Annotated in this window: 18 protein-coding genes; 10 read left to right on the top strand and 8 right to left on the bottom strand. The window is 57.6% G+C overall.

Annotation, left to right across the window (positions count from 1 at the left end; all coding sequences use genetic code 11):
* On the bottom strand, positions 1–1900 hold a 1900-nt coding region (locus tag B5D61_RS22395), incomplete at its 3' end, for a DUF4062 domain-containing protein (RefSeq protein WP_139373438.1).
* 317 nt (positions 1901–2217) lie between these two features.
* Here B5D61_RS22395 and B5D61_RS22390 point away from each other — a divergent pair.
* From B5D61_RS22390 to B5D61_RS22350, 9 genes are all read left to right on the top strand, one after another.
* Complete coding sequence (locus tag B5D61_RS22390) at positions 2218–4692, top strand: tetratricopeptide repeat protein (RefSeq protein ID WP_139373430.1); 2475 nt, start codon at positions 2218–2220, stop codon at positions 4690–4692.
* 24 nt (positions 4693–4716) lie between these two features.
* Positions 4717–5088: a DUF2237 family protein gene (locus tag B5D61_RS22385; protein ID WP_078815674.1), complete on the top strand. Its 372-nt coding sequence runs from the start codon at positions 4717–4719 to the stop codon at positions 5086–5088.
* 107 nt (positions 5089–5195) lie between these two features.
* A complete protein-coding gene (locus B5D61_RS22380) occupies positions 5196–6929 on the top strand; it encodes an NADH-quinone oxidoreductase subunit G (protein ID WP_078815673.1) in 1734 nt (577 codons plus the stop codon).
* A gap of 134 nt (positions 6930–7063) precedes the next feature.
* Positions 7064–7669 (top strand): riboflavin synthase, encoded by a 606-nt coding sequence (locus B5D61_RS22375; RefSeq protein WP_078815672.1) that lies wholly within the window; start codon positions 7064–7066, stop codon positions 7667–7669.
* A gap of 79 nt (positions 7670–7748) precedes the next feature.
* A complete protein-coding gene (locus B5D61_RS22370) occupies positions 7749–9797 on the top strand; it encodes a penicillin-binding transpeptidase domain-containing protein (RefSeq protein WP_078815671.1) in 2049 nt (682 codons plus the stop codon).
* A 22-nt stretch (positions 9798–9819) separates the two neighbouring features.
* Entirely contained in the window at positions 9820–10245 is a 426-nt protein-coding gene (locus B5D61_RS22365) for a DUF6941 family protein (RefSeq protein ID WP_078815670.1), read from the top strand.
* A gap of 44 nt (positions 10246–10289) precedes the next feature.
* Complete coding sequence (locus tag B5D61_RS22360; RefSeq protein WP_078815669.1) at positions 10290–10766, top strand: hypothetical protein; 477 nt, start codon at positions 10290–10292, stop codon at positions 10764–10766.
* Positions 10767–10863: 97 nt separating this feature from the next.
* Entirely contained in the window at positions 10864–11757 is an 894-nt protein-coding gene (gene ilvE, locus B5D61_RS22355) for a branched-chain-amino-acid transaminase (RefSeq protein ID WP_078815668.1), read from the top strand.
* A gap of 63 nt (positions 11758–11820) precedes the next feature.
* The gene (locus B5D61_RS22350) at positions 11821–12618 is read left to right on the top strand and encodes a thymidylate synthase (RefSeq protein ID WP_078815667.1); all 798 of its coding nucleotides are present in this window, start codon (positions 11821–11823) and stop codon (positions 12616–12618) included.
* A 46-nt stretch (positions 12619–12664) separates the two neighbouring features.
* Here B5D61_RS22350 and ybeY read toward each other — a convergent pair whose 3' ends face one another.
* The 6 genes from ybeY to B5D61_RS22320 form a co-directional block, all read right to left on the bottom strand.
* Positions 12665–13093, bottom strand: a complete 429-nt coding sequence (gene ybeY / locus B5D61_RS22345) for an rRNA maturation RNase YbeY (protein ID WP_078815666.1) — start codon at positions 13091–13093, stop codon at positions 12665–12667.
* Positions 13094–13163: 70 nt separating this feature from the next.
* The gene (locus B5D61_RS22340; RefSeq protein ID WP_078815665.1) at positions 13164–14855 is read right to left on the bottom strand and encodes an HD family phosphohydrolase; all 1692 of its coding nucleotides are present in this window, start codon (positions 14853–14855) and stop codon (positions 13164–13166) included.
* A 112-nt stretch (positions 14856–14967) separates the two neighbouring features.
* Positions 14968–15927 (bottom strand): PhoH family protein, encoded by a 960-nt coding sequence (locus B5D61_RS22335; RefSeq protein WP_139373429.1) that lies wholly within the window; start codon positions 15925–15927, stop codon positions 14968–14970.
* A gap of 109 nt (positions 15928–16036) precedes the next feature.
* A complete protein-coding gene (locus B5D61_RS22330) occupies positions 16037–16489 on the bottom strand; it encodes a hypothetical protein (RefSeq protein ID WP_078815664.1) in 453 nt (150 codons plus the stop codon).
* Positions 16490–16531: 42 nt separating this feature from the next.
* The gene (locus tag B5D61_RS22325; protein WP_078815663.1) at positions 16532–17356 is read right to left on the bottom strand and encodes a hypothetical protein; all 825 of its coding nucleotides are present in this window, start codon (positions 17354–17356) and stop codon (positions 16532–16534) included.
* Positions 17357–17444: 88 nt separating this feature from the next.
* Positions 17445–19643 carry a serine/threonine-protein kinase gene (locus tag B5D61_RS22320; RefSeq protein ID WP_078815662.1) on the bottom strand — a complete coding sequence of 733 codons (2199 nt, stop codon included), beginning with the start codon at positions 19641–19643 and terminating at the stop codon, positions 17445–17447.
* Between the two features lie 181 nt (positions 19644–19824).
* On the opposite strand from B5D61_RS22320, the gene lepB reads away from it, so the two are divergent.
* Entirely contained in the window at positions 19825–21033 is a 1209-nt protein-coding gene (lepB, locus tag B5D61_RS22315; RefSeq protein ID WP_078815661.1) for a signal peptidase I, read from the top strand.
* Positions 21034–21101: 68 nt separating this feature from the next.
* Here the strand turns inward: lepB and B5D61_RS22310 are convergent, their stop codons facing one another.
* Positions 21102–22667, bottom strand: a complete 1566-nt coding sequence (locus B5D61_RS22310; RefSeq protein WP_078815660.1) for a hypothetical protein — start codon at positions 22665–22667, stop codon at positions 21102–21104.
* Positions 22668–22714: the final 47 nt, after the last annotated feature.

Genomic DNA, 22714 nt, shown 5'->3' with positions numbered 1-22714 from the left:
CCAACGCTCGCCGCATCAGCGGCTCCGCCTCCCCCAGTCGGTTCGTCGCCTGCAGCAACTGCGCCAGTTCATTGAATAACCGTGCAGTTGGCTCGGCAATATGCCGCTCATCAGCGTGGGTGGCGACGGTGCGGATGTGAGGGGACAGCAAACTCCAAAGGGGCCAGTGGCGGACATCACTCGGAACGCCTACAGCAGCCGCATTCACTAGATGCAAGGCGGCGGTGAGGGTGACCGCCTGATCGCCTTGATTAAGCCGCTGACGGGTGATGTGAGCGAGGACACGGTGGAGCTGGCCAACGGCCTCGAAGGAGGCCTCGCGGGCGCTTTGCAGGAGGGAGCATCGACGGAGTTGGCGTAGTGCCTCCTGAGGATCGGCAGACTCATCGCCAGTGAGGGTTTGGAGGATTTTACGTGGGGCCTCGGGCCACTCGAACAGGGGCTGCAGGCCCGCAGGGGCGGCGGTGGCATCGAAGAGGAAACGAGGCAGTGGCTCTGGAGATAGCCAGGAGAGGATGTCCAACATGGCTCGGGCACCTTGGGTCGGCAGGCTGTCCATGGACATCTGCCAGGCGGTGGCTAGGGGGCGGGGGTAGTCGGTGGCCTGCTCATCATGCCAGCCGATGACGGCCTGATCGGCGGTCTGCCAACGGCGGTGGTAGTCGGCCAGGGAAGTTTCATTTTCATTCACGTAGCCTGCGGCCATTTCCAGGGCCAGGGCGAGCTGACCGAGGTCGGTGGCGATCTGCCGAGCCAGGGCTTCATCCTCGGCCTGGGGGTGGCGTTTGCCCTCCGTGGCCTCCAGGAGGTAAGCGGCGGCGGAGTCGAGGTCCAGGACACTGAGCTCCAGAGCGACGACGCTTTTCCGCCACTGGGTCACCCGTCCGGTGATGAGGACATGGCCGTGGCTGAGGGCGGCGAGGCGGGACTCGACCGCGCGAGCGGCCTCGTCCGTGTCCACGTTATCCACAATGAGCAGCCAGCCGTGATGCTCGGGCTGGTTCAGCCAATTCAGAGCCGCTTCGAGGCGGACTTCGTGATCGGTGACCCCCTCGGCCAGCTTGAAAACACCGCACAAACCAGCGAGCTGGGTTTCAAAACTCTGCGTGCTGGCGGCGGTGATGAAGAGGAGGGCGGTGTAGTCGCTCTCATGCGCCCAGGCATACTCGATGGCGGTGCGCGTCTTGCCGATGCCGCCCATGCCGAGGATGGCGTGATTGGGCCGGATGGCAGCGACTTTCCCCATGGCCTCGCCAAGCTGCCGACGGATGTTTTTGAGGAAGTCCTCCCGCCCTTTGAACAAGCTGCCCATGCTGGCGTGGGGGAGGTTGTTGGGACGCAGGAGCCTGCCGGAGTGATCTGGCCACTGCTCGCGGAGGACGAGGCGACAGAGTTTGTCCGGCGTGTCGAAATAGTCGCGGTCCAGGCCGTTGGCTCTGATGTGGGCGATGAGCTGCTGCTGAAGGTCGGGAAAGTCCGGCCCTGTGGGAGCGGGATCGTGAGGTTTGAACTCCGAGGTAGCAATGTAGATGCTGAGTCGCTTCTTATAATACCGCGCAAAATGAAACTCCCACTGGGTGTAGGTGGCCTGCGTAAAGCCCGGAGGCAGCATGTAGGCGTAAGGCGCGGCGCTGTCGCCTTTGGGCAGATCACCACTGCGCTGACCGATGACGCAGACGACGGCGGAGCAATCGCGAATGTAGTTGTGCAGCTTTTCCAGCGTGGTGGCGCAATCATGCTCCTGCCGAAAGCTGCGCTGGATTTTCACCTCCAGCCCCCGGGCGACGAGATCTTCACCCAAAGCATTGCGAGCGTGCTCAAACTCATTGGTAACCGCCGACAGAAAGATGCGAAAGCGGTCTGCTGGGCTGTGAGGTGGGAGAAGAGTAACATCAGACATACACAGGAGGGCCAAGACGATGCAGCGCGGGGACTATGCCAGGGATGGGGGTTTTTACGCAAGATCATCCTGGGAGAAAATCGGACTCTGGAGCAGCGTGATGGGGGATCTGACGTGCGGGTATGCCCCGAGGGATGTGGGTTTTAAAATGTCCAGGCCACACCGTGATCTGAGCCTGCGCTGAAGGACGATTCCCGGCCCCTTCGATGGATGGCGTTGGCAAAGCCTCAAGTTCTGTTCTAGCTTGGTTGGCAATGCGCGGTTTCCGACGATTTCTTCCCTGCTTCCTGGCCCTGAACGGCGCCTGCTCTCTGGCTGTGTCTGCAGCGGATATGGAAGATCATGCGGAGTTCCGCCTCGCACGCCGGGCGCTCAATGATGGTCTGCCAGCGGTGGCGGCGACGAAGGCTACGCGCCTTCTGGCCCAGGAGGGCTGGAGCAGCACGGAGCGGCTGACACTGGCGGCGCTGGCGGTCGAATCCTGGGTGCGGGCGCGCAATGGAACGAAGGCGCTAGAACTGCTCTCCAGTGAGCAGGTGCCTAACAAACCTTTCTGGGAAGCGCAGGCGAAGATGCTGGCGGGTGATGTGGAGGGGGCGAGGCTGGCTCTGGAGCAGCGCCTGCAAGAGGGGGAGGCCACGAGCCAGGAGAGGCTCTTACTCGCACAGGCCTGGCTGGCGGCGGGGCTGAATGATCAGGCCCGAGAACTGCTGGTGACGCTGCGCAACACGGCGACCCCGGACATCGGCCGCCGAGCCCGCCTGATGCTGGATGAGCTGGATCTCAACAGCGGTAGCTACCAGCCTGCGGTGAGCGATCTCAAGGAGTTGACCACGGGAGGTGACCCTGCGGCAGGACTGCTGCGGGCTCGCGGTCTGATGGAGATGTCTGATCTGACCTCGGCCGAAGCGCTGCTGCGTGAGCTTTTGTCCTCCACCTCTGGAGGGGAACGGATGCACCATGCGGCCTCGGTGCTGCTGGCCGAAGTGATGCTACGGCAGGGGCGTCAGGTGGAATGCGTCGAGACGATCGTGCAGTTTCTAGACAATACTCTGGAGAGTCAGATCTGGACGGAGGCCTTCGATCTCCTGGCGAAGGCCCTAGACAGTGACCTCCAGCCCATCGTGCTGCCTGATGCCTGCCTGCGCTGGATTTCCGAAGGCAATGGGGTGCAAAAACAAGCTCTGCTACCGCCCGCATCCACGGGGGTCTTTCGTGGGCATGCCCTGCTCTTAGCTGCCCGCTGGATGCTGCATCAAAATCGCCGCGTGGAGGCGCTGGGACTGCTGGAGGCATTGATTCAGATGCATCGAGATCACCCGCAGGAAGCGGAGGCCATGCGTCTGGCTCTGGAAACCTATGGCTCTCTCAAGGCCGATACCCGGGTCACGGCTCTGGCCGACCAATGGCGGAAGACTTACAGCGCGGGTCAATCCGCCATGGTGGACTTTGTCACTGGCAGCACCGCCTTTGATCGAGGCGAATACACGCAGTCCATCCGCCTCTTCGAGACCGCAGCCAATGTGGCGGCGACTCTGGCTGAACGGCGGGCGGCCCTCTACAATGCCGCTGTGGCAGCGCTGCGGGCGGGCGAGTGGATGCTCTATCAAGGTCTGCTTGGGCAACTGGAGATCGTCAGCTCGGGCACGCAAAGCAGCCTCCAGACCGGGGATACCGCGGCCGATCTGGAGTTGGATCAGGCCCTGGACCAAGCCGCGCGAGGGCAGGACTCCGCTGTCCAATCACTGCGTGCATTCATCACCAAACATACCGGGCATCCTCGCCTCGCTCAGGCTCACCTTGCTCTGGCCGAGGTTCTTCTCGTGCAGGTGCCCACGGACTTTGCCGCCATTGAGGCGTCCCTCGCTTCAGCGGCTGCCGCGCCGGATCTGACGGATAAGCAGAAGCAACAGATTTCCTTGACCCGGCTGTGGATGCTGGACAAACAAGGTCAACTGAAAGCAGTGACGGAGACCGGAGCCGAGTATCTCAAGGCTTGGCCTGAGTCTTCCCAAGCAGCCAGCGTCCGCATGAAGGTGGCCGATGCCTTTTACCGGATGGAAAACTTCGCCAGTGCCCGCACCGAGTTTGAGCTGGTGGCCCAGGAGCATGCCAGTTCCCCATTTGCGGATACCGCGCTCTACTTTGCCGGGATGGCGGCCATCTCGATGATGAGCGATGAAGGCCGAGAAGCCGCGATCAATTTCTGGCAGGAAGTGGCCGAGCGTGGGGGGCCCCTGAGCATCCCAGCCCGCCAGCAGCAAGCCTTGGCCAAACGCCGTGCCGGGGAGGAAACCGAGGCGCTGAAACTACTGGACAGTTTGCTCACAGAGAAAAATCTCCCTGAAGACATGAAACGCTCCCTCACCTGTGAGCGGGCGGAGATCCTCATGCTGCTGGGCAAAACTGACCCTAGCCAACTCGAAAAGGCCGTCAGTTCCCTGCGGGACCTGCTGCGTGAAAGTGATCTCACCTACCTGTGGAGTGCCCGAGCCGGTTACACCTTGGCCGCTGTTCTCCAGGCCTCGAATCGCACCACCGAGGCGCTGGAGGCCTGCTACGATGTCGTCCAGGCCAGTGGTTTCACTGGGCCTTCCAGCCCCCCCGAATTCCGCTGGTATTACCGAGCCGGGTTCTTTGGCATCGATCTTTTGGAGACTCAAAAGGAGTGGGAAGCAGCAGCCCGCCTGGCGGAAAAGCTCGCCCTTTCCACCGGAGACCGTGCCGCCGAAGCCAAAGAACTGGCCACCCGCATCCGCCTGGAGCACTTCCTCTGGGATGCCAAACCTTAACACGCCTCTGCTTCCTTCTTTCTCATGGCCACCAACGTTCTCGGACAAGCTCTCCAATGCTGCTGCAAACAACCGATCACCGGTTTCTATCGCGACGGCTACTGTCACACCGGACCAGGAGATGAGGGCGTCCACACCGTCTGCGTGCAGGTGAATGAGGAGTTTCTAGCGTTTTCCAAAGCTCGGGGCAACGATCTGACAAGCCCTGCCCCGATGTGGGATTTCACCGGCCTAAAGCCTGGAGATCGCTGGTGTCTCTGTGCGGCGCGCTGGAAGGAAGCTCTCGATGCCGGAGTCGCACCCCCGGTTTGTTTGGAGGCCACGCATTCCTCCACGTTAGAGTGGTTGGATCTGGCCGATCTCCAGGCTCATGCCTTGCCTGTCTCTGGCGCCTGAAAGCTCTGCCGTGAAGGCCCTCGCACCGCGCTTGTGAAATTTTTCACAAATTCGGGTTGCCCCTCTCCTCACGGCTCCGATAATCGCATAACCCTCGTTTTCCATCCATGTCTGCTCCTGCTGCTGCCGCCACTCCCGCCGCACCTCCACCCGTTGATCTGGTGAATGTGCAAATTGATGGTGTCTGGCACAAGTTTCCCAAGGGCACCCGCATGATTGAGGCCTGCCGACAGGCCAAAGCCGAAGTCCCCCACTACTGCTATCATCCGAAGCTCTCCAGCCCAGGTAATTGCCGCATGTGCTTGGTGGAAATGGGGATGCCCCCGCGCCCAGCCCCTGGCCAAGAGCCGGAGAAAGATGAGCATGGCATGCCGAAGATCGGCTGGATGCCGCGTCCGGTGATTGCCTGCGCCAACACGGTGGCTGAAGGCATGGGCATCCGCACGGAGTCCGTCCTGACCCAGGAATGCCGCAAAGGCGTGATGGAGTTTCTCCTGATCAATCACCCTCTGGACTGCCCGATCTGTGACCAAGCGGGTGAGTGCCGCCTTCAGGAATTCAGTGTCGAACACGGCAAAGGCGAAAGCCGCTTCCGTGAAAACAAGGTCAAGAAACCGAAGAATGTGGATATCGGGCCACGTGTCCGTCTGGACGACGAGCGTTGCATCATGTGCAGCCGTTGCATTCGTTTCACCGCTGAAATCGCCGATGAACCGGTGCTGGGCTTCACTGAGCGTGGCAGCTACACCACGCTCGCCGTGCATCCTGGCAAGCGCCTGGAGCACAACTACTCTCTGAACACGGTGGACATCTGCCCTGTTGGTGCCCTCACCTCCACCGACTTCCGCTTCCAACAGCGCGTCTGGTTCCTGCGTGAGACTAACAGTGTTTGCACAGGCTGCGGACGCGGCTGCAACATGGAGATCGGCGCCCGCGGTGACACAATCTATCGTCAAACGCCCCGCGACAACAATGACGTCAACTCCTCCTGGATGTGTGATCGGGGGCGCCTGGACTTCCACTTCGTGAACAGTGAGTTCCGTCTGACGGATCCGATGGCCAAGACCTCCGGCAATCACGAGATCACCACCTGGAAGAAAGCCCTCCAAGCCATCGCCGCCGGAGTCGCTGGGGTAAAGGGCGACGAAATCGCCATCATCGCCAGCGCACGCATGACCAATGAGGAGCTGTTTTTCGTCAAGCAGTTGGCCAAACTTCTGGGCACCGAAAATGTGGATGTGATCCCACGTCTGGGTGAAAGTGATAACTATCTCTCCGCCGCCGACAAGAATCCCAACACGCTGGGCGCCAAACAAATCCTCGGCATTGAGCCCGGTAGCCGCATCGCTGGCATTACTGAGTTGATGAGTCGTGGTCGCCTCCGTGCGGTTCTCGCCCTCGGTGAAAACCTTCTCAAGGTTGGCTTTGAACGTCGTGACCTGGAGAAAGTTGGGTTCTTGGCCACTCTCCATGTGCTGGCGAATGCCACAGCTGAGCTCTCCCACGTCGTTCTTCCAGGCACCACCTACGCGGAAAAACGCGGTAGCATGATCAATGTCACTGGTCGTTTGCAGCGCTTGAACAAGGCGGTCAATACCCCCGGAAATGCTCGTGACACCTGGGAAATCCTGCGTGACATCGTCGTGGCCTGTGGCGGTTCCAACGGTCTTTACAGCATCGAAGACGTCTTCCGTGCGCTGAGCAATGATGTGGCCCTATTCAATGGCCTCAGCTTTGCCAAGATCGGTGACCTCGGCATTCCGCTGGTCGAAACCGATGAGAAAATCCCGCTGCTGGAGCGCGAAAAAGAGCGCAAGGCGAAGGGCATTATCGTGGGCTAAGCAAGGTGTTATTCCCTGCGTTGAGATCAACTTCTGGAGCCCTGGTTTATCCAGGGCTCTTTTTTGTCACGAACGCTCTCCGCGCCCCAGCATTCATTCGACTTTCCACGATCCCTGTGTAGCTGAAAGGCACTATGTTTACTGGTCTAGTTGAAGCCACCGGCACCGTTGTTTCCCTGGAGCCGAAAGGCGATAGTGCCCGACTCATCGTGCAAGTGGGTGCCATGGCTGCGGAGCTGACCGAGGGAGAGAGTGTGGCCGTCAACGGTTGCTGTCTAACGGTGACGGAGTGGGATGTGTCGGCTCAAACCGCCAGCTTTGATCTCCTGATGCAAACTCTCAAGGTGACGAGCCTGGGGGATCTACAGTCAGGAAGTCTGGTCAATCTGGAACGAGCCATGAGCATGAGCGCCCGATTTGGGGGTCATTTTGTGCAGGGTCACGTGGATGCCACCGTGCGTATCCTCGACTGGAGCGAAGCGGGCCAGGACCACCGCCTGGAGGTGGAGTTACCCCCTGAATCAGCCGGACTGGTGATCCCCAAAGGGTCCATTTGCCTGGATGGCATCTCCCTGACAGCGGCCGAGGTCACCCCCACGAGTGTGATCTGCTGGATCATCCCCCACACCTTCAAGGTGACCAACCTCCACACGAAAGCAGCCGGAGCACGGTTGAATGTGGAGTTTGACCTCCTCGGAAAATATGTGCGCAATCTGATGCAGGCCCAGGCTGCAACCTGAGGTGTGTCTTGACGCGCCCCCTGTCTCCCCGCATCTTGCCACACGTCCATTCCGCCCCTAGGACGTATGCTTTCCAATCATGCAGACTGTGTATCACCGCTCCAGGCATCCGCTGGTTGTCCTTGCCTGTCTTTCCGTCGCTGCCGCCTTTGACAGCCCAGCTCAGGATGTCCCTAAGGCTGTGCCGATGCAGAATGTCTCCGCCATTGGATCGCAGAAGAATGACGAAAAAAAGGGCGACCTTTCAGCCACTTTGCTGACCCAGAAAGAAGCCCGCACCATGCGGCTGAGCATCCCGGCTCCCCGTGGACAGATTGTGGATCGCAATGGCGTGGCCTTAGCAACCAATCGAGTGGTCCATTATCTGGCGCTCAACTTCCCCTTCATGCCCAAGGCGACGCCTGAGGCCATCCTGAACTACGCGAAGGGCAAGATCGCGGAAGCGAACCGCCTCCTCGGGAAAAACTGGTCACTGCCTGATGATCGTCTGCTCAGCCATTATGAGCACCGTCGCTGGTTACCTCTGGTCTTCAGCATTGAAGAGGGCCTGAATGTCGAAATCACCCCTGAACAACAAAAGCTACTGGCTTCACATCTGGGTCAGGGCCTTCTACTTCAACCCGCCTACATTCGTACTTACCCCAAAGACGACTGCGCTTGCCACATCATCGGATACACGGGCAAGACTCGCCCCCTGCCCCAAGGTCCGATTGCGGACGGAGATCAGTTGTTCGAGGAAATGGAAGGCCGTGAAGGTCTTGAAGTCACCTTCGACACTTGGCTCAAGGGCCTCCCCGGCGAGATCAATCTGCTCTTCGATCCCGATGGTAAACTCCTGGCTGATGAGGTGCTGCGCCGCCCTTCCCCCGGCCGCACGGTCGTCACTACCCTGGACTTCAACCTTCAGAAGTATGCAGAAAACGCGCTGAAAAAATCTGCCCGCAATGGGGGCTCGATGGTGATCATGGATGTGCGTAACGGTGACATTCTGGCCATGGCATCGAATCCAGGATTCAACCTCAACGAATTCATCCCAGGCATCCGCAGCGCACGCTGGGAAGAACTGGCCAACGATCCCAAGAAGCCCACACTGGCCCGTGCCTTCCGTGGCGAGTATCCGCCAGCTTCGACCTTCAAGATCATCACCGCCCTCGGAGCCCTGGAAAGCGGACAGGTGGGCCCGTCCACGGCCTTTAACTGCGGCACTTCGTTCCTAGTCGGTGACCGCTATTTCAACAACTGGAACACCAAATCCGATGAAGGGCCGATGAACGTCATCACGGCCATCAAGCGTTCGTGCAACACTTGGTTCTACCAAGCTGCCCTGCAAGCAGGTGCAGACCCGATCACCAACATGGCTCTCCGCATGGGCTTCGGTGAGCGCACTGGGATTCCCTTGAAGGCGGAAGCCAAAGGCAATGTTCCAACCAATGCCGACCATAAAATCCTCGGCGGTGAATTGGCTAACATCTCCATCGGTCAGGGTGCCGTGCTCGTCTCCCCCCTGCAAACCTGCCAAGCCATGGCTGCACTCGCCGACGGGGTGAATATGCCTCAACCTCGGCTTGTGAAACAGGTGCAGACCATTGGCGAAATCGTCGTCGATGCCGCCGAACCCAGCGTCCGTCGTCAAGTCAACCTCGATCCTATCGCTCGCGATACCGTGATCAAAGGCATGGTCGCGGTGGTGTCTGGCAGTGGCGGCACGGGCCGTGCAGCTGGTATCAAAAAGGCGCAGATCGCTGGTAAAACCGGCACGGCGCAATGGCGTATTCCCACGGATCAAAACCTCGCTTGGTTTACCGGATTCCTCCCAGCCAGCCAGCCAGTGCTGGCCTTTGCCGTGGTCTATGAAGGTAGCCCAGGGGAAACTGTCAGCGGTGGCGCGGTGGCGGCCCCGATTGTGAATGAGGTGTTCACCAAATACTTTGAGGGCGCTCCGACAGACGACCCCCTCGTAAACGCGATGAAAGATGTGCCCCAAGCTGTTCCTGTGGATGAAGGGCAGATGGATGGGGTCGCCGCCGCCGAGACGGCACGTCCCGCTGAAGCAGCCCCTCCGCCCCCTCCACCTGAGCAGAAAACGCTCGGAGGTTTCTTCCGCCGACTCTTCAAGCGCGGCCCTTGAGTTCAGATCGTATTTAACCTTCATGACAGTCCAGCTCGCTACCCTCTGCGACTCCGCTTCAGACTACTCCGGCAAGCTCTGCGTTCTCGGGGCCTTCGATACTCTCTGCGCCCGTGAGTTTCCCGTCGTGCACCCGCATTGCGCCCTGGTCATTCGGCTCATGTTCGAGCCCATGGATAGCGGCAGGCACCAGTTTTTCATTCGTTGCATCGATCCCTCCGGCCAGGAATGCCTGCCTGCGCTCGAGTCCGTGGTGGATGTCAGTTTCCCTTCGAATTTCGTGCCCTTCGTCACCCGTAACATCGTGCTGAATCTTCAACGTCTCCGCATTGAGAAACAGGGGGTTTACCGCTGGGTTTTAGATCTCGCCGGTCAGTCTCTGGCGACGATCCCGATGCGTGTCACCTTGTTTGATGAATCTCGCTCTGCCATCGGTCCGGCAGGTTAGAGGTTAGCTTTCGTTTTGGTAACTTCGCTCTCCATCTTCTCCTTATGCAGTCCGATTCCCTGCAAGAAACCGCTCAAGCCACGACTAAAGGCAGTCCCATCCGGCAACTCTCTGTCTTTCTGCCTAATCGTGTCGGGTCCTTGATGGCCCTCATCAAACTGCTTCAGGAAAACTCAATCGAGGTCCTGGGGTTGTCCATGCAGGACACGACGGAAATGACCCTCGTCCGCTTGATCTTGAGTGACCCCGAAGGCGCAGCCCTTCTATTCATTGAGAAAGGCATCCCTTACATCGACTGCCAAATCATCGTCGTGGAGCTCAATGAAACCGTGCATCGACTGACAGAATGCCTCTCCGCCCTTCTGGCTGCGGAGCTCAACATTGAATTCTGTTACCCGATGCTGGTGCGTCCGAACCACTTCCCACTCTTCGTGCTCCACTGTGATGATGTGGAAATGGCCGGGGACGTCCTCGGCGGTGCAGGGTTCCGGGTGCTCTGCCAGAGTGATCTTAGCCGATAAACTCTCGTCCCCACACGCGTCTTTGTTAGCTTCTGTAAGCACAGACTTGCAAAGAAGCTTCTCACTGGCATTCTCACGCCCCTCCCCACCCTTTATCATGGCCACCTCCAACCTGCTCATCTATCTCGACGGCAAACTCGTTCCTGAATCCGAGGCTAAGGTCTCGGTCTTCGATCACGGGCTGCTGTATGGTGATGGCTGCTTCGAGGGCATCCGCATTTACAACGGTCGCGTCTTTCGCCTGACAGAGCACCTGGTGCGTCTCTATGAAAGTGCCCGCTCCATCTGCCTCACCATCCCGATCTCCATCGAAGAAATGGAAAAGGCCACCGTGGAGACCGTGGCAGCTAACAATCTGCGCGATGGCTACATCCGCCTCGTCATCACCCGCGGTGTGGGTTCCCTGGGGTTGAACCCTTACCAGTGCCCAAAAGCAGGCATCATCATCATCGCCAGCGGCATCACACTCTATGCCAAAGAGAAGTATGAGACCGGTCTCAACCTGATCACCTGTGCCACCCGCCGTCCGACTCCGGCGGCCCTGAGCCCACAGGTGAAAAGCCTGAACTACCTGAACAACATCATGGCCAAGATCGAGTGCATCCAGGCCGGATGTGAAGAAGGCATCATGCTCAATGAACAGGGCTATGTGGCTGAGTGCACGGGCGATAACATCTTCATCATCAAGAAGGGGCAAGTTTACACCCCCACCATCGCCAGTGGCGCGCTGGATGGCATCACCCGTCAAGCCGTCATTGAGGTCATGCGCGAGATGGGCCTCACGGTCCACGAAGTGACCATGACCCGTCATGAGATCTACACAGCGGACGAGTGCTTCCTCACTGGCACCGCCGCTGAAGTCATCCCTGCCGTTCAATATGATCGCCGCCCTATCGGTGATGGCAAGCCAGGTAAGTTGACTTTGGAGATCATCCAGAAGTTCAAAGCTCTGGCAAACTCCACAGGCACCCCTGTCCCCTACTCTGCCTAAAGCTGCAGTCTGAAAGGATGGAGGGCAGACGCCAAACGCCCTCCATTCCGCTTCCGTGATGCCATGAACGAATATCACCGCCTCCTCCGGAAAGTCCTCGACCACGGCAGCTACCGTGAAGATCGCACCGGCACAGGCGCCTATTCAGTCTTTGGTGAACAAAGCCGCTATGACCTCCAGGCGGGTTTTCCCGTCGTCACGACCAAAAAGCTCCATCTGCGTAGCATCATCCACGAGCTGCTTTGGTTCCTCAAAGGTGACACCAACATTCGTTACCTTCAGGAAAACAAAGTCACCATCTGGGATGAGTGGGCCGATGAAAGCGGTGATCTTGGTCCCGTCTATGGAGCCCAGTGGCGCCGTTGGCAGGGGGCACCGGAGGCCGCACCTGTGGACCAAATCACCAAGCTGGTGGAAGGCATCCGCAAAAACCCCTCGAGCCGGAGGCACATCGTCAGCGCCTGGAACGTCGCCGTGGTCGATCAGATGGCACTTCCTCCCTGCCATTGCCTGTTTCAGTTCTTTGTCGATCAGGGTAAATTAAGCTGCCAACTCTATCAGCGCAGTGCCGACCTCTTTCTTGGGGTGCCGTTCAACATCGCTAGTTATGCCTTGCTGACGATGATGGTCGCTCAGGTCTGCGATCTGGAACCCGGAGACTTCGTCCACACCTTTGGGGATTTGCATTTGTATGCCAACCACCTGGAGCAAGCTAAACTCCAACTCACCCGTGAGCCACGTCCTTTACCTGTGATGAAGATCAATCCTGAGGTCAAAGACCTCTTTGCCTTCACTTACGAGGACTTTACGCTGGAAGGCTACGACCCGCATCCGGCCATCAAGGCACCGATTGCGGTTTAAAAGAGAAGTGGGGACGCAGGTTCAACCCATGCGTTTGTTCTTCTGCTTATCCCAAACAACTCTCTAGCACGACCTGCTGTCTTTGCGCCATCTCGGCGGCTTCTTCAGCTTCATGGTCGTCCCAACCTCCGAGGTGCATGAGGCCGTGGATCATGTAGAGGGCGAGTTCATGATTCAATGCCTGTCCATGTTCACTCCCTTGGCGAAGCGCCGTATCTGCGCTGACCAGGATCTCTCCATGATGAAAGGTGATCACATCCGTAGGGGTGGGATCATCGAGAAACTCGGCATGAACCTCAGCAATGGCTTCATCCGAGATGATGGTGATCTCGATCTCTTCCAATTGGTGCAGCGGGGCGTCAGGAGATCTCGTTTGAGCGAGGCAAAGAGGAAAAGCTGCTTTGACGATGCGGCGTAACCAGGGCAGATCAGGTCGATGAGTTTTCTGGCGGTTGTAAAGGGATAGCTTGGCCATTGCTGAATGGGCAGGATCAAAGCGGAGCGGGAATCAGTTCTCGCCTTATCGAGAACCTTGCCAAAAATGGTTAGGCGGCAGAAGGCGGCTTGCGCCCCTGGCGTTTTTTATCACCAGTTGCATAGGGAGAGTCCATGACCAGTGTGTTGCCATCATGCACCGCAGGGGCAGGCGTCGAGCTGCCTTCTTTAGGAATGAGGTTGGTGCTGACGTTTGAGGTTTCCGCTGCTTTTTGGTATTTAATGCGGCTGTGCATCATGCTCAGCAGGGTCTTCACAAAGCTGGCTTTGACCTTGGCGAGATCGGCAATGGTCAGGTCGCACTCATCAAGCTGGCCGTCCTTCATGCGGTCCATGACCAAGTCATCCACCAGAGCTTCAATGCGAGAGGCATTGGGTTTCTCCAAGGTGCGAGAGGCGCTCTCAACGGCATCTGCCAGAGAGATGATGGCGGATTCTTTGAACTGTGGTGTTGGGCCAGGATAACGGAAGACGCCTTCACTCACCTGAGGCACATCGTCTTCTTTGGATTTACCCTGTTCCACCAGACGAATCATTTCGGCTTTTTGCTCAAGGGCACGCTTGTAAAAATACCAGGCCAAGGAGGTGCCGTGGTGCTGCTCGATGACATCGATGATGCTGACATTGAGCTTGTGCTTAATGGCCAAATCAACGCCGTCTTTGACATGGGCGATTAAGATCAGGGCGCTCATCCGCGCCGTCAGATCATCGTGCGGATTATCCGACGGATCCATGTTCTCGATGAAATACTCTGGCTTGGTGAGCTTGCCAATGTCATGGAAATAAGCGCAAACGCGAGTCATCGCGGCATTGGCACCGATGGCTTCGGCGGCGGCTTCAGAAAGATTGGCCACGACGAGGCTGTGGTGATAGGTGCCGGGAGCCTCGATGCTGAGGCGTTTCATCAACGGGTGGTTCAGATCCGCAAGTTCCAGCCAGGAGATCTCAGTGGTGACGCCGAAAATACTCTCGATCACAGGCAGCAAGCCCCCGACGAGCAAGCCGGTGATCATGCCTGTGGCCAAAGGCACACCTAGCATGCGGCCCACTGAGACAGCCCCGAGCCCGGTGCCGGAGGCCTCATAGAGCAGCAATGAAAAAAGCGAGGCGACTCCACCGATGTAAAGGCCGGACATGAACAGGCGGTTACGGCGGCGAACACGTTTGGTGAAAAGCACCACCAAGAAACCGATCAGCGATGAACTCGCAAGATAAGTGATGGGATTCACGGCGACGCAGACCATCGAGCCCAGTAGCGTGGAGTAGATCGCGGCAAAAAGCCCCATGCGGCGGCCCAGAATCACGGACAGCACCAGCGGTGCAAAGGCGTGTGGCATGGCCACAACTAAGAGCGCCCCTGTCCAACTCTGCTGGTTACCGTAGTCCAGCATCGCCACGTTGGCCGCCATCTGGAGGAGAATGGTGCCAAGCACCAGCGCTAGCTCCGCATTGTCCTCCACATCTTCACGTAAGGCCACCCGCAGATGAACGACCAAGGCCGAAGCGATGGCCGCCATGCAGATGTAGGCGATTGGCTGTGGAGTAACGGTGCCCGGAATCACGGCTGCCCCCATTTTCATCAACAAACCCAGCACGAGGAAAAACGCGGCATAAACCGCCACGGTCGCCGCGGGATGAGTCCGTAATTCATCCACCAGATCTCCCTCTTGATGCTTGAGCCGTCGTTTCCCACAGGAAAGCCCCGCTCTTTGCAATTTTGCCCGGCGAATGGAATCGAACATGAGTGGGATTTTCGAGAAAGTCTGAATGCCAGACTAACACAGACTCTACGACCTACAAGAGGCGTTTTTGCTCGAAATATGTTCATAAGAACATATTTCGAGCCAGCAGCAATCAAGCTTGAGAACGGTGCTTATCGTAGGCTTCGATGATTCTTTGCACGACCGGGAGGCGGACGATGTCTTTCGACAGGAAGCTCACAAACTTTACGCCTTCGACTCCCTGAAGCACTTCCACGGCCTCACGCAGACCCGAGCGCACATGACGTCTCAGGTCCACCTGCGAGGGATCCCCGGTGATGACGCAGCGCGCACCTTCACCGAGTCGAGTCAGGAACATGAGCATCTGTTCAGTGGTGGTGTTCTGGGCTTCATCCAGGATGATGAAGGCATTTTTGAGTGTGCGTCCTCGCATGTAAGCAAGGGGGGCGATTTCAATAGCTCCTCGTTCGATCATCCGCTCTGCTTCATCAGGCTCCAGCATATCGTAGAGCGCGTCATAAAGCGGACGGAGGTAAGGAAAGATCTTCTCTTTGAGATCGCCAGGCAGGAAGCCCAAGGCTTCTCCGGCCTCCACCGCAGGGCGGGTGAGAACGAGCCGCTGCACCACCTTCTCGCGTAGCAGATGGAGACCTTGCGCCATGGCCAGGTAGGTCTTCCCGGTGCCGGCTGGCCCGACGCCAAAGACCACCTCGTGATCCCGCATGGCCTGAACATAGGCGATCTGACCGCGAGTCTTGACCGTCACGGGCGGTTTCCGCGAGGAAGGCACCAGCTTCAGATTCATAATGGCATCGGCAGGACCGTCATGATGCTCAACCAGAACGCTTTCAACGATAAGCCGTAGCATTGAGGGGGTGATTTCCCCCCCTTGGCGCCGCACACGTTCAAGTTGGGAGAAGACTTCCTTGGTGGCCGAGGTGGCGGCTTCTTCACCTTCGATACGCACCCATGCGTCTCGACTGGTGATTTGCACATGGAGGGCTTCTGCGATGGTCTTGAGACCGGCGAGATCGTGTCCGGTGAGTTTTTGCAAAAATTGAGGTGACTCGTAAGTCAATGTTTCGACTGACATGAAAAATGAAAAGCTTGGATTGGAGGGGCAGAATAGGATACGTGTATAGGCGGAGAATCCGGTGGAAAAACCGGTTCTGCTAGCTCACCGCCCTCTGCTTCCAGGCTCTTCAGCGATAGCCGTAGGCAAGCGCCCAATAGACGCTTTTTTCCTTCTTTGAGGTGAGGGAAAAGACCACGCTGTAAGTGCCTGTCTTGGGTGGGTTCACCCGCACAGTGGCATACATGCCCTTGCTCTTGAAATCGAGTTCGATCTCCTTGCCCTTTTCATCCAGGACTTTAAGTTCGAATTCGATGTCTTCTTGAGCCGCCCCCAGCCAGAAAGCATATTCATTGCCTTTAAACATCTGGTGGCGGACCATGAGCTTTTGACCGCTTTTGACTTCGCCATTCCAATAGTCCTCACGGACAATGAAACCTTGTTCAACAAAGGGCATGGCGGCCTCCATGGCGAAGCTGTGCGCATCGTCAATGGTGGCATGGAGCGGAGTGCTGGCCAGCAGGGCCACCGCCGTGAGCAGGGCGGCAGCGCGGTGGATGAATCGTGTGGATGAAAGGAACATGGGAAGAAGGACCGGTCAGGGGTTGGTGCAGAGGCAGGAGCCTCACTTCACATTCTGAATTTCGGTCAGCAGGCCTTCGCAGATCTTGCTGATTTCACGGACGCCATCTTTGGTGAACCCATCCACAGCGCCTTCCATCTTAGCCATGATCTGTTTGAGGCCTTTATGAATGTCGCTGACGGTATGATGTTCCTTCTTATCCTTGCCCATCTTATCGATGGAATTGATAAAATGCTCCACCAGCATGGGCTGATTCAACAGTTCAGCACGGTCTGCAGAGAAACTCTTGCCGATCACCGAAGTAACAGATGCTGTGCCGCGAAGCCAACCGCCCATGCTCACGCATTGGGAGAGGTCGATGTCCTTCATCTGCTCCATGGAATCACGCACGGTTTTCTGAGTTTGGTCGAATTCCTTTCGGATGCTGATCCAGTCAGACTTATCGGCGGCATCCAAGATGGCCTGTGCATGCGGGCGGACCGCCTTGATCAAACCCAGAGCGGTGGCCAAATCGATCACCTCACGTCCGATGTCCTTCACAGCTTCCTTATCCTCAGCCTGCACGGCAACGAAACCCTCTGCGACCACGAGACCGAACATCAGAGAGAGTTTGGTGCGATCTGCCGTTTTCGGCATATCAGCCTCCCGAATCTCCTGACGCCAGTTGGGTTCACCGAGCTTGTCCAGCACCGAGAACACCTCGCTGGGCACGGGCACCACCACATCATCCACGACCTGGCCAGGGAAAGCCTGTGGATCGAACTCCTGGACGCCTGAACTGGCTGCCTGAGCGACCACAGGACTCACGGTAGCCAGGGCAGTGAGGGCAGTGGCTGCAAACAAACTGTAGAAAGAAGAAGGGTTCATGGGCAATGAGACAGCGAAAGCTGGGAGAAATATTCAAAGTTAAGAAAGCCGCGAAAGGGCTGGGTCGCAACCCCTTTGAAAGCATCTACTATTTCTTGGGTGCAGCGGGCGGAGGCCCTTGCATGTAGTGATCGCGTAGAATTTGGGATTCGACCAATTGAACTTGATCGAGTTTGAGCTGAGAGGCGTAAACAATGACTTCCGCCAGATAGCCGGAGAACTGCTCCGACGAAGGAGCATCGCTGTGATTGGCATCCACGACCTTACCAAGCTGGAGACGAGTCAGGGGTTTCGTCGGCGGGCGAGTCTTGCCTTTCACCTGGAAGACCTTGCCAGGGGCATCCTTGACTCGAAATTCCGTCGCTCCGGTCGCTTTATCCCAGGTGAAAACCGCCGTGCAGGGCAATGTGGGATTCACATCACGACTGGTGATGGTGCCCAGGGAGGGGCCATTGCGAAACTCGGCGATCATTCGGCGATCTTTATCGATACGCAGACTCACCGAAATGTCGTCTTCGCCAAAGAGGGTGAAGACACGCATGGGCAGGCGGCTTTCATCGGCCTGGAAAACCACCGCCAGAGTGAGGCCGGGGTCACCCTTTGGAGGCACGATTTCTCCAAATGGGAATAGCCCCTTGGCGTCGGCAAGATCCGTTAGCGCCATGGCGATTGGACGGCCTTCACGGGGGTGGAAATCGAGCACACTGCGGTTGGCCTTGGCCCCGAAGCCACCTTTGGTCGGGGGCCAAAAGATACGTCGTGGGGCATAGTCGGCACTTTTATCGTAGGCACGCAGGAAGTTGTCGTCGCCCCTCGTGGCCAGATCATGCCACTCAATCACTTCCTTACTGGGGCCTGCAATTTGACCTTCAGGATCAAGACAGCCGACTCCGGCGATCAAGTGCAGGCAGAGGTCGCTATCCACGGGCGGCACGATGCGGTCTTCAGGCAGCTTGAAGGTGACCTCGGGCTGACCCGTACTCCCCAGCAGAGAATCTGAGGCTGCACCACCACTGGATGGATCCCCTTTGCCACCAAAAATAAACCAAGCGGCGACAAGGATAAGCACCACAAGTCCGCCGATAACGGCAAAGAGTTTGATGTTCGGACCTCCGCTGGGCACTTCATCCCGATGACTCAGGGCGTGCACACGTGTTGAAGCTGTGCGTTTGATCTGGCCTGTCCTCGCGGGCTGGACGCCTGTCCTCGCGGGCTGGACAGTAGGCGACTGCCGGGCCAAGGGGGTGGTGTAAGCCGCGATCTCAACGATAGGCTCAGCATCTGGAATGACTTCCAGCACAGGCTGCGCATAGACTTCCGCTGCGGGAGGCTGGTAGTAGCCCGACTGAACCGGCACTGTGCTTGTCGTGAGGCTGCCCGTGGGATACATGGGCTGCGTATAGGCTCCACCTTGCTGGCCGTGGCTAGGCGGCATCCAGGGCATCATCGGCGGAGCAGCCGACATCTTTTCCCAGGCACGAAATTCCTCGATGGCTTGCTGAGCTGTGGCCGGACGATCTTCGGGATTCAAGGCCATGAGCCTCAAGACCCAGGCTCCGAGCCACGGTGGCACATGCGGAGCCACCAAATTCAACGGCACAATGTCGTGATTGATGTGCTTATCGATGACGTCGTTGAGAGATTCCCCATCGAAGGCTTTCTTGCCTGAAAGCGCCTCGTAGAACACACAGCCGAGCGCATAAAGATCCGTGCGCACGTCCACCGGGGCCCGGGTGAGCTGCTCAGGTGCCATGTAAAAGATGGATCCCATCACGGAGCCTTCCTGATCCTCCGTCTGCTTGCGGGCTTTCATCCCGGCGCGAGCTAGGCCAAAATCGATGATCTTGGACTGCATACGCCCGCCTGGCAGGCGCTCCACCTTGATGTTTTCCGGTTTGATATCCCGGTGTAAAATGTGGCGCTCATGGGCAGCCAGCAGACCTTCGAGTGTCTGGGAGGCGAGTTCCTTAAAATCATCGTAATGAAGCGGACCGCGGGCCACCACATCAGCCAGATCTTCGCCTTCCAGCAACTCCATCACCATGAAAAGGCCCTCAGCATCGCTGGCGACGTCGAAGATCGTGACGATGTTGGGGTTACGGAGTGACGCCAGCGCATCGGCTTCTCGCCGCAGCTCGGTGGCTAGGTTTTGATCGCCTTTCTCGTCCGATGCCGACATCAGGCGTTTGATAGCGACCCAGCGCTTAAGTTCGTTGTCGTAAGCACGGTAAACCGCCCCTACGCCACCGGCGCCGAGCTTGTCATAGATCTTGTATCGTTCCGCCATCCGGTGTCTTGAGGGTATGCTGATCTGAATCGTAAGGAGAATCCAAAGCCTATAGGTTTGGCAAGAGCGATGTTTGTTAAATTACGTTTACGAAGCAGAAAATGAGCGGGTCGAGACATTCTTTCCTCTCAGACTCAGGTCGAGCTTGACGATCGCAGCAGGTCTCCGACCATCCGCCAGCATGTTTTTCCTCACTCCCCGCTATTTGAAGCACGCCAAGCTGCTGCATAAGGGCGTCAGCCGATTTATCAATTACAAGCGGGATTTATTACCCGCAGCGAAGCTCCAGGAAATCGAAGGGCTGCGCCTTGAATTGGAGCAAGCCATGAAGCGGCGGGATCGGGAGGCCCTGACGGCTCTTAATGAAAAGATCAACCGAGTGTGTGAAAAAGCTCTGCCTGAGGCAGCTCCGAGTGAGATCGCAGACAATGTCGAGGTGTTTTTCGTCGCCATCGTCATCGCTCTCGGCATCCGCGGTTACATTACCCAACCTTTCCAGATTCCCACCGGCTCCATGCAGCCGACGCTGAATGGACGAACCGCTGAGGCCACTGAGGAAGATCCTCGGCCCGGTCTGTTGGGCTACCTGGGCACCTTCCTCACCAGCACCCGCCATATTTATGCCGTGTCTGATTATTCAGGACGCCTGCGCCAAAAAGATCCGGTCACTGAGCATCAGTTTCTGATCTTTATGCCCTACAGCCGACTTCATTTTGAAGATGGGCACACCATCAAGATCATGGCCCCCATGCGTCAGTTGACGGAAGAGTTGGGCTTAGCTGCCAATCTGCGTGCACCGAAGATCGTAACGGGTAATGAAACCCCGGACATGAAACAAACTTCGACCATCGGCGGTGGCATTTATGTGCAGAAAGGGCAACTGCTCGCTTCAGGCATCGTCCACAACGGCGACCATGTGTTGGTCGATAAAGTCTCCTATCATTTTCGCACCCCGAAACGCGGTGAGGTGTTTGTCTTCACCACCAAGCACATCCGTGGCATTGAGGATCAAAGCAGCTTCGATCCTCGCTGGGGCTCCCAGCACTACATCAAGCGGCTCGCCGGTGTGCCTGGAGACACCTTGGATGTGAAATCCCCCAAGCTGTTGATCAATGGCCAGGAAGCTCAGGAACAGGGCTTTCAAAAAGTGATGCAGGGCACGTATGAGAACCCCGTGGATGGTTACCGCGGCTACTCCGATCCGCGGATGTTTGCGGGACTGGGCATCACTCACATCGAGTTGAAAGACGAACAATATTTCGCCATGGGAGATAACAGCTACAACAGTAGCGATTCCCGCTCCTGGGGGCATGTTCCTGAGCGGAATCTCGTGGGGCCAGCTTTGTTCTGCTATTGGCCGCTAACCAAGCATTGGGGCACGATCAAGTAGTCAGTATCGGATCATCTTCTGGACGACTTAGCGCCAACGAGAACCTTGGTGAAGGCGACGAAAAATCGTTACTCTTCGACCGTGGCATCCCCCTGGGTGGGATGCACCAATTGTGTCTTCACCAGATCAAACGAAGGACCGCGTTCATAGGCATGCATGTAGAGGCGCTGTTTGCGGCCTAACAGATTTTCACGCACGATCATGAGTTGTTTGAAATCAACCGTGTCCTGAAAGTCGGAAAACCAATAGATACCGTCGGCAGTCCGCAGCTTGTCATTCAGCAAGGCCAACCACGTGTAACCCAACCCGACATTGTGGATGAAGTAAGTCTGCGAACGCTTCGCCAGCATCCGATAGATATCTTCACTCGGGATGGGTTGCTTGCTGTCCACGGAAGTTCTGCGGGCTTCATCCAAGCTGACTCCTCCCAGCCGCCAAAACTTCTCAAACTCTCTTCCCGCCGTGGAATAAACTTCTTCACCATCAAGCCCACGGGAGGGCGGTGCGGTCAAACCACAGCCGAAATAGAGGATGACCACACTGCCCTTGGCCACTTTGTCCACCTCTTCGATCACCCGTGGCAAATGCGGTGCCATGGAGGTGGAGACATCCAAGACTAGTCCCAGCCGTTTCGATTTGATCTGCATGCCGAACAACGAAAAGGGCTGAAAAACCATGCCCGCTTGGCTGCCGGCTCCAATCGCTTTATTCATGCCACTGCCAAGCCCACTGAGGCCCATCCCGCCGCTAAGTTTGCTCGATAGGAAATCCTTCGAATCTGGTAGATTCATCAGGTCCGGCACATCGTCTGGCAGAACGATGTCGGAGACGGAATTGGCCACGCCGATTTTCTGCATCGGCATCGGCTTCTTCAGCCAAGGAGTCTTTTTCTGCTGAATTTTATGCTCCAGAGCCTGGGATGCCGCCTGACCTTGCTGGGAACCTCCGCCTGGCAGAAAATCCACCTGTTTAGGCGTCATCACCTGCTTCACCACATAGGTGGCCCCACCTGCAATGAGCAGGAGGTGAATGATCACACTCAAGGTGAGTGCTCGCCCGCCCCAACGCTCCCAACGCACACGCCATGCGCTCGACCGAGTTGGCGCCACCGCTGGAGACGGCGCAGCTTTTTCACCTTCGGCAGCGGGATCAGCGGAAGGTGATTCCGCCAGTTGTTGGGAAGCTGCGCCAGCGGTTGAATTCGGCTTGGAGGGAGTTTGCAGCGGCAGATCGGAAAGTTCAGAAGCCGGGGCCGTGTGAGGACTGATGGCAGCCTCTTGAGCGATGTCATCCGTTGCAGGAGCAGATACCCGGCGACCAACGACGGTGCGTTTGGGCGCAGGTGTAGGCGCAAGCGTCTCAGTTTCGGCTGGCACGTCCGCTTTTTGATGCTGGCTTGACGGAGCCGGGGTGAAAGGTTCCGTCACTTGGGCATGGTGAATCAAGTCACTCCACTCACTGGATATCGACTCAGGGCTCTCGTCCGCAGGCGTTTGTGGCAGAGCGGCTGAACTGCGCGGCCCGATCCGCGTCTGCTTTCTGGTTGCTTGCGGTTGAATTTCAGAAGCCGAAGACAATCCCCCATCCGCCGTGGGTAGCTGACTGAAATCATCGGGGGGAGTTTCGGAGGACATGATGAGGCAAGTGAGCCACGGAAAGCAGCCAGCTTTAAGAGATGCCG

Origin of the sequence: Prosthecobacter debontii (assembly GCF_900167535.1) — a bacterium.
Lineage (GTDB): Bacteria > Verrucomicrobiota > Verrucomicrobiia > Verrucomicrobiales > Verrucomicrobiaceae > Prosthecobacter > Prosthecobacter debontii.
The sequence above is the reverse complement of the archived record's forward strand: the minus strand, read 5'-3'. Positions and strand labels throughout refer to the sequence as shown.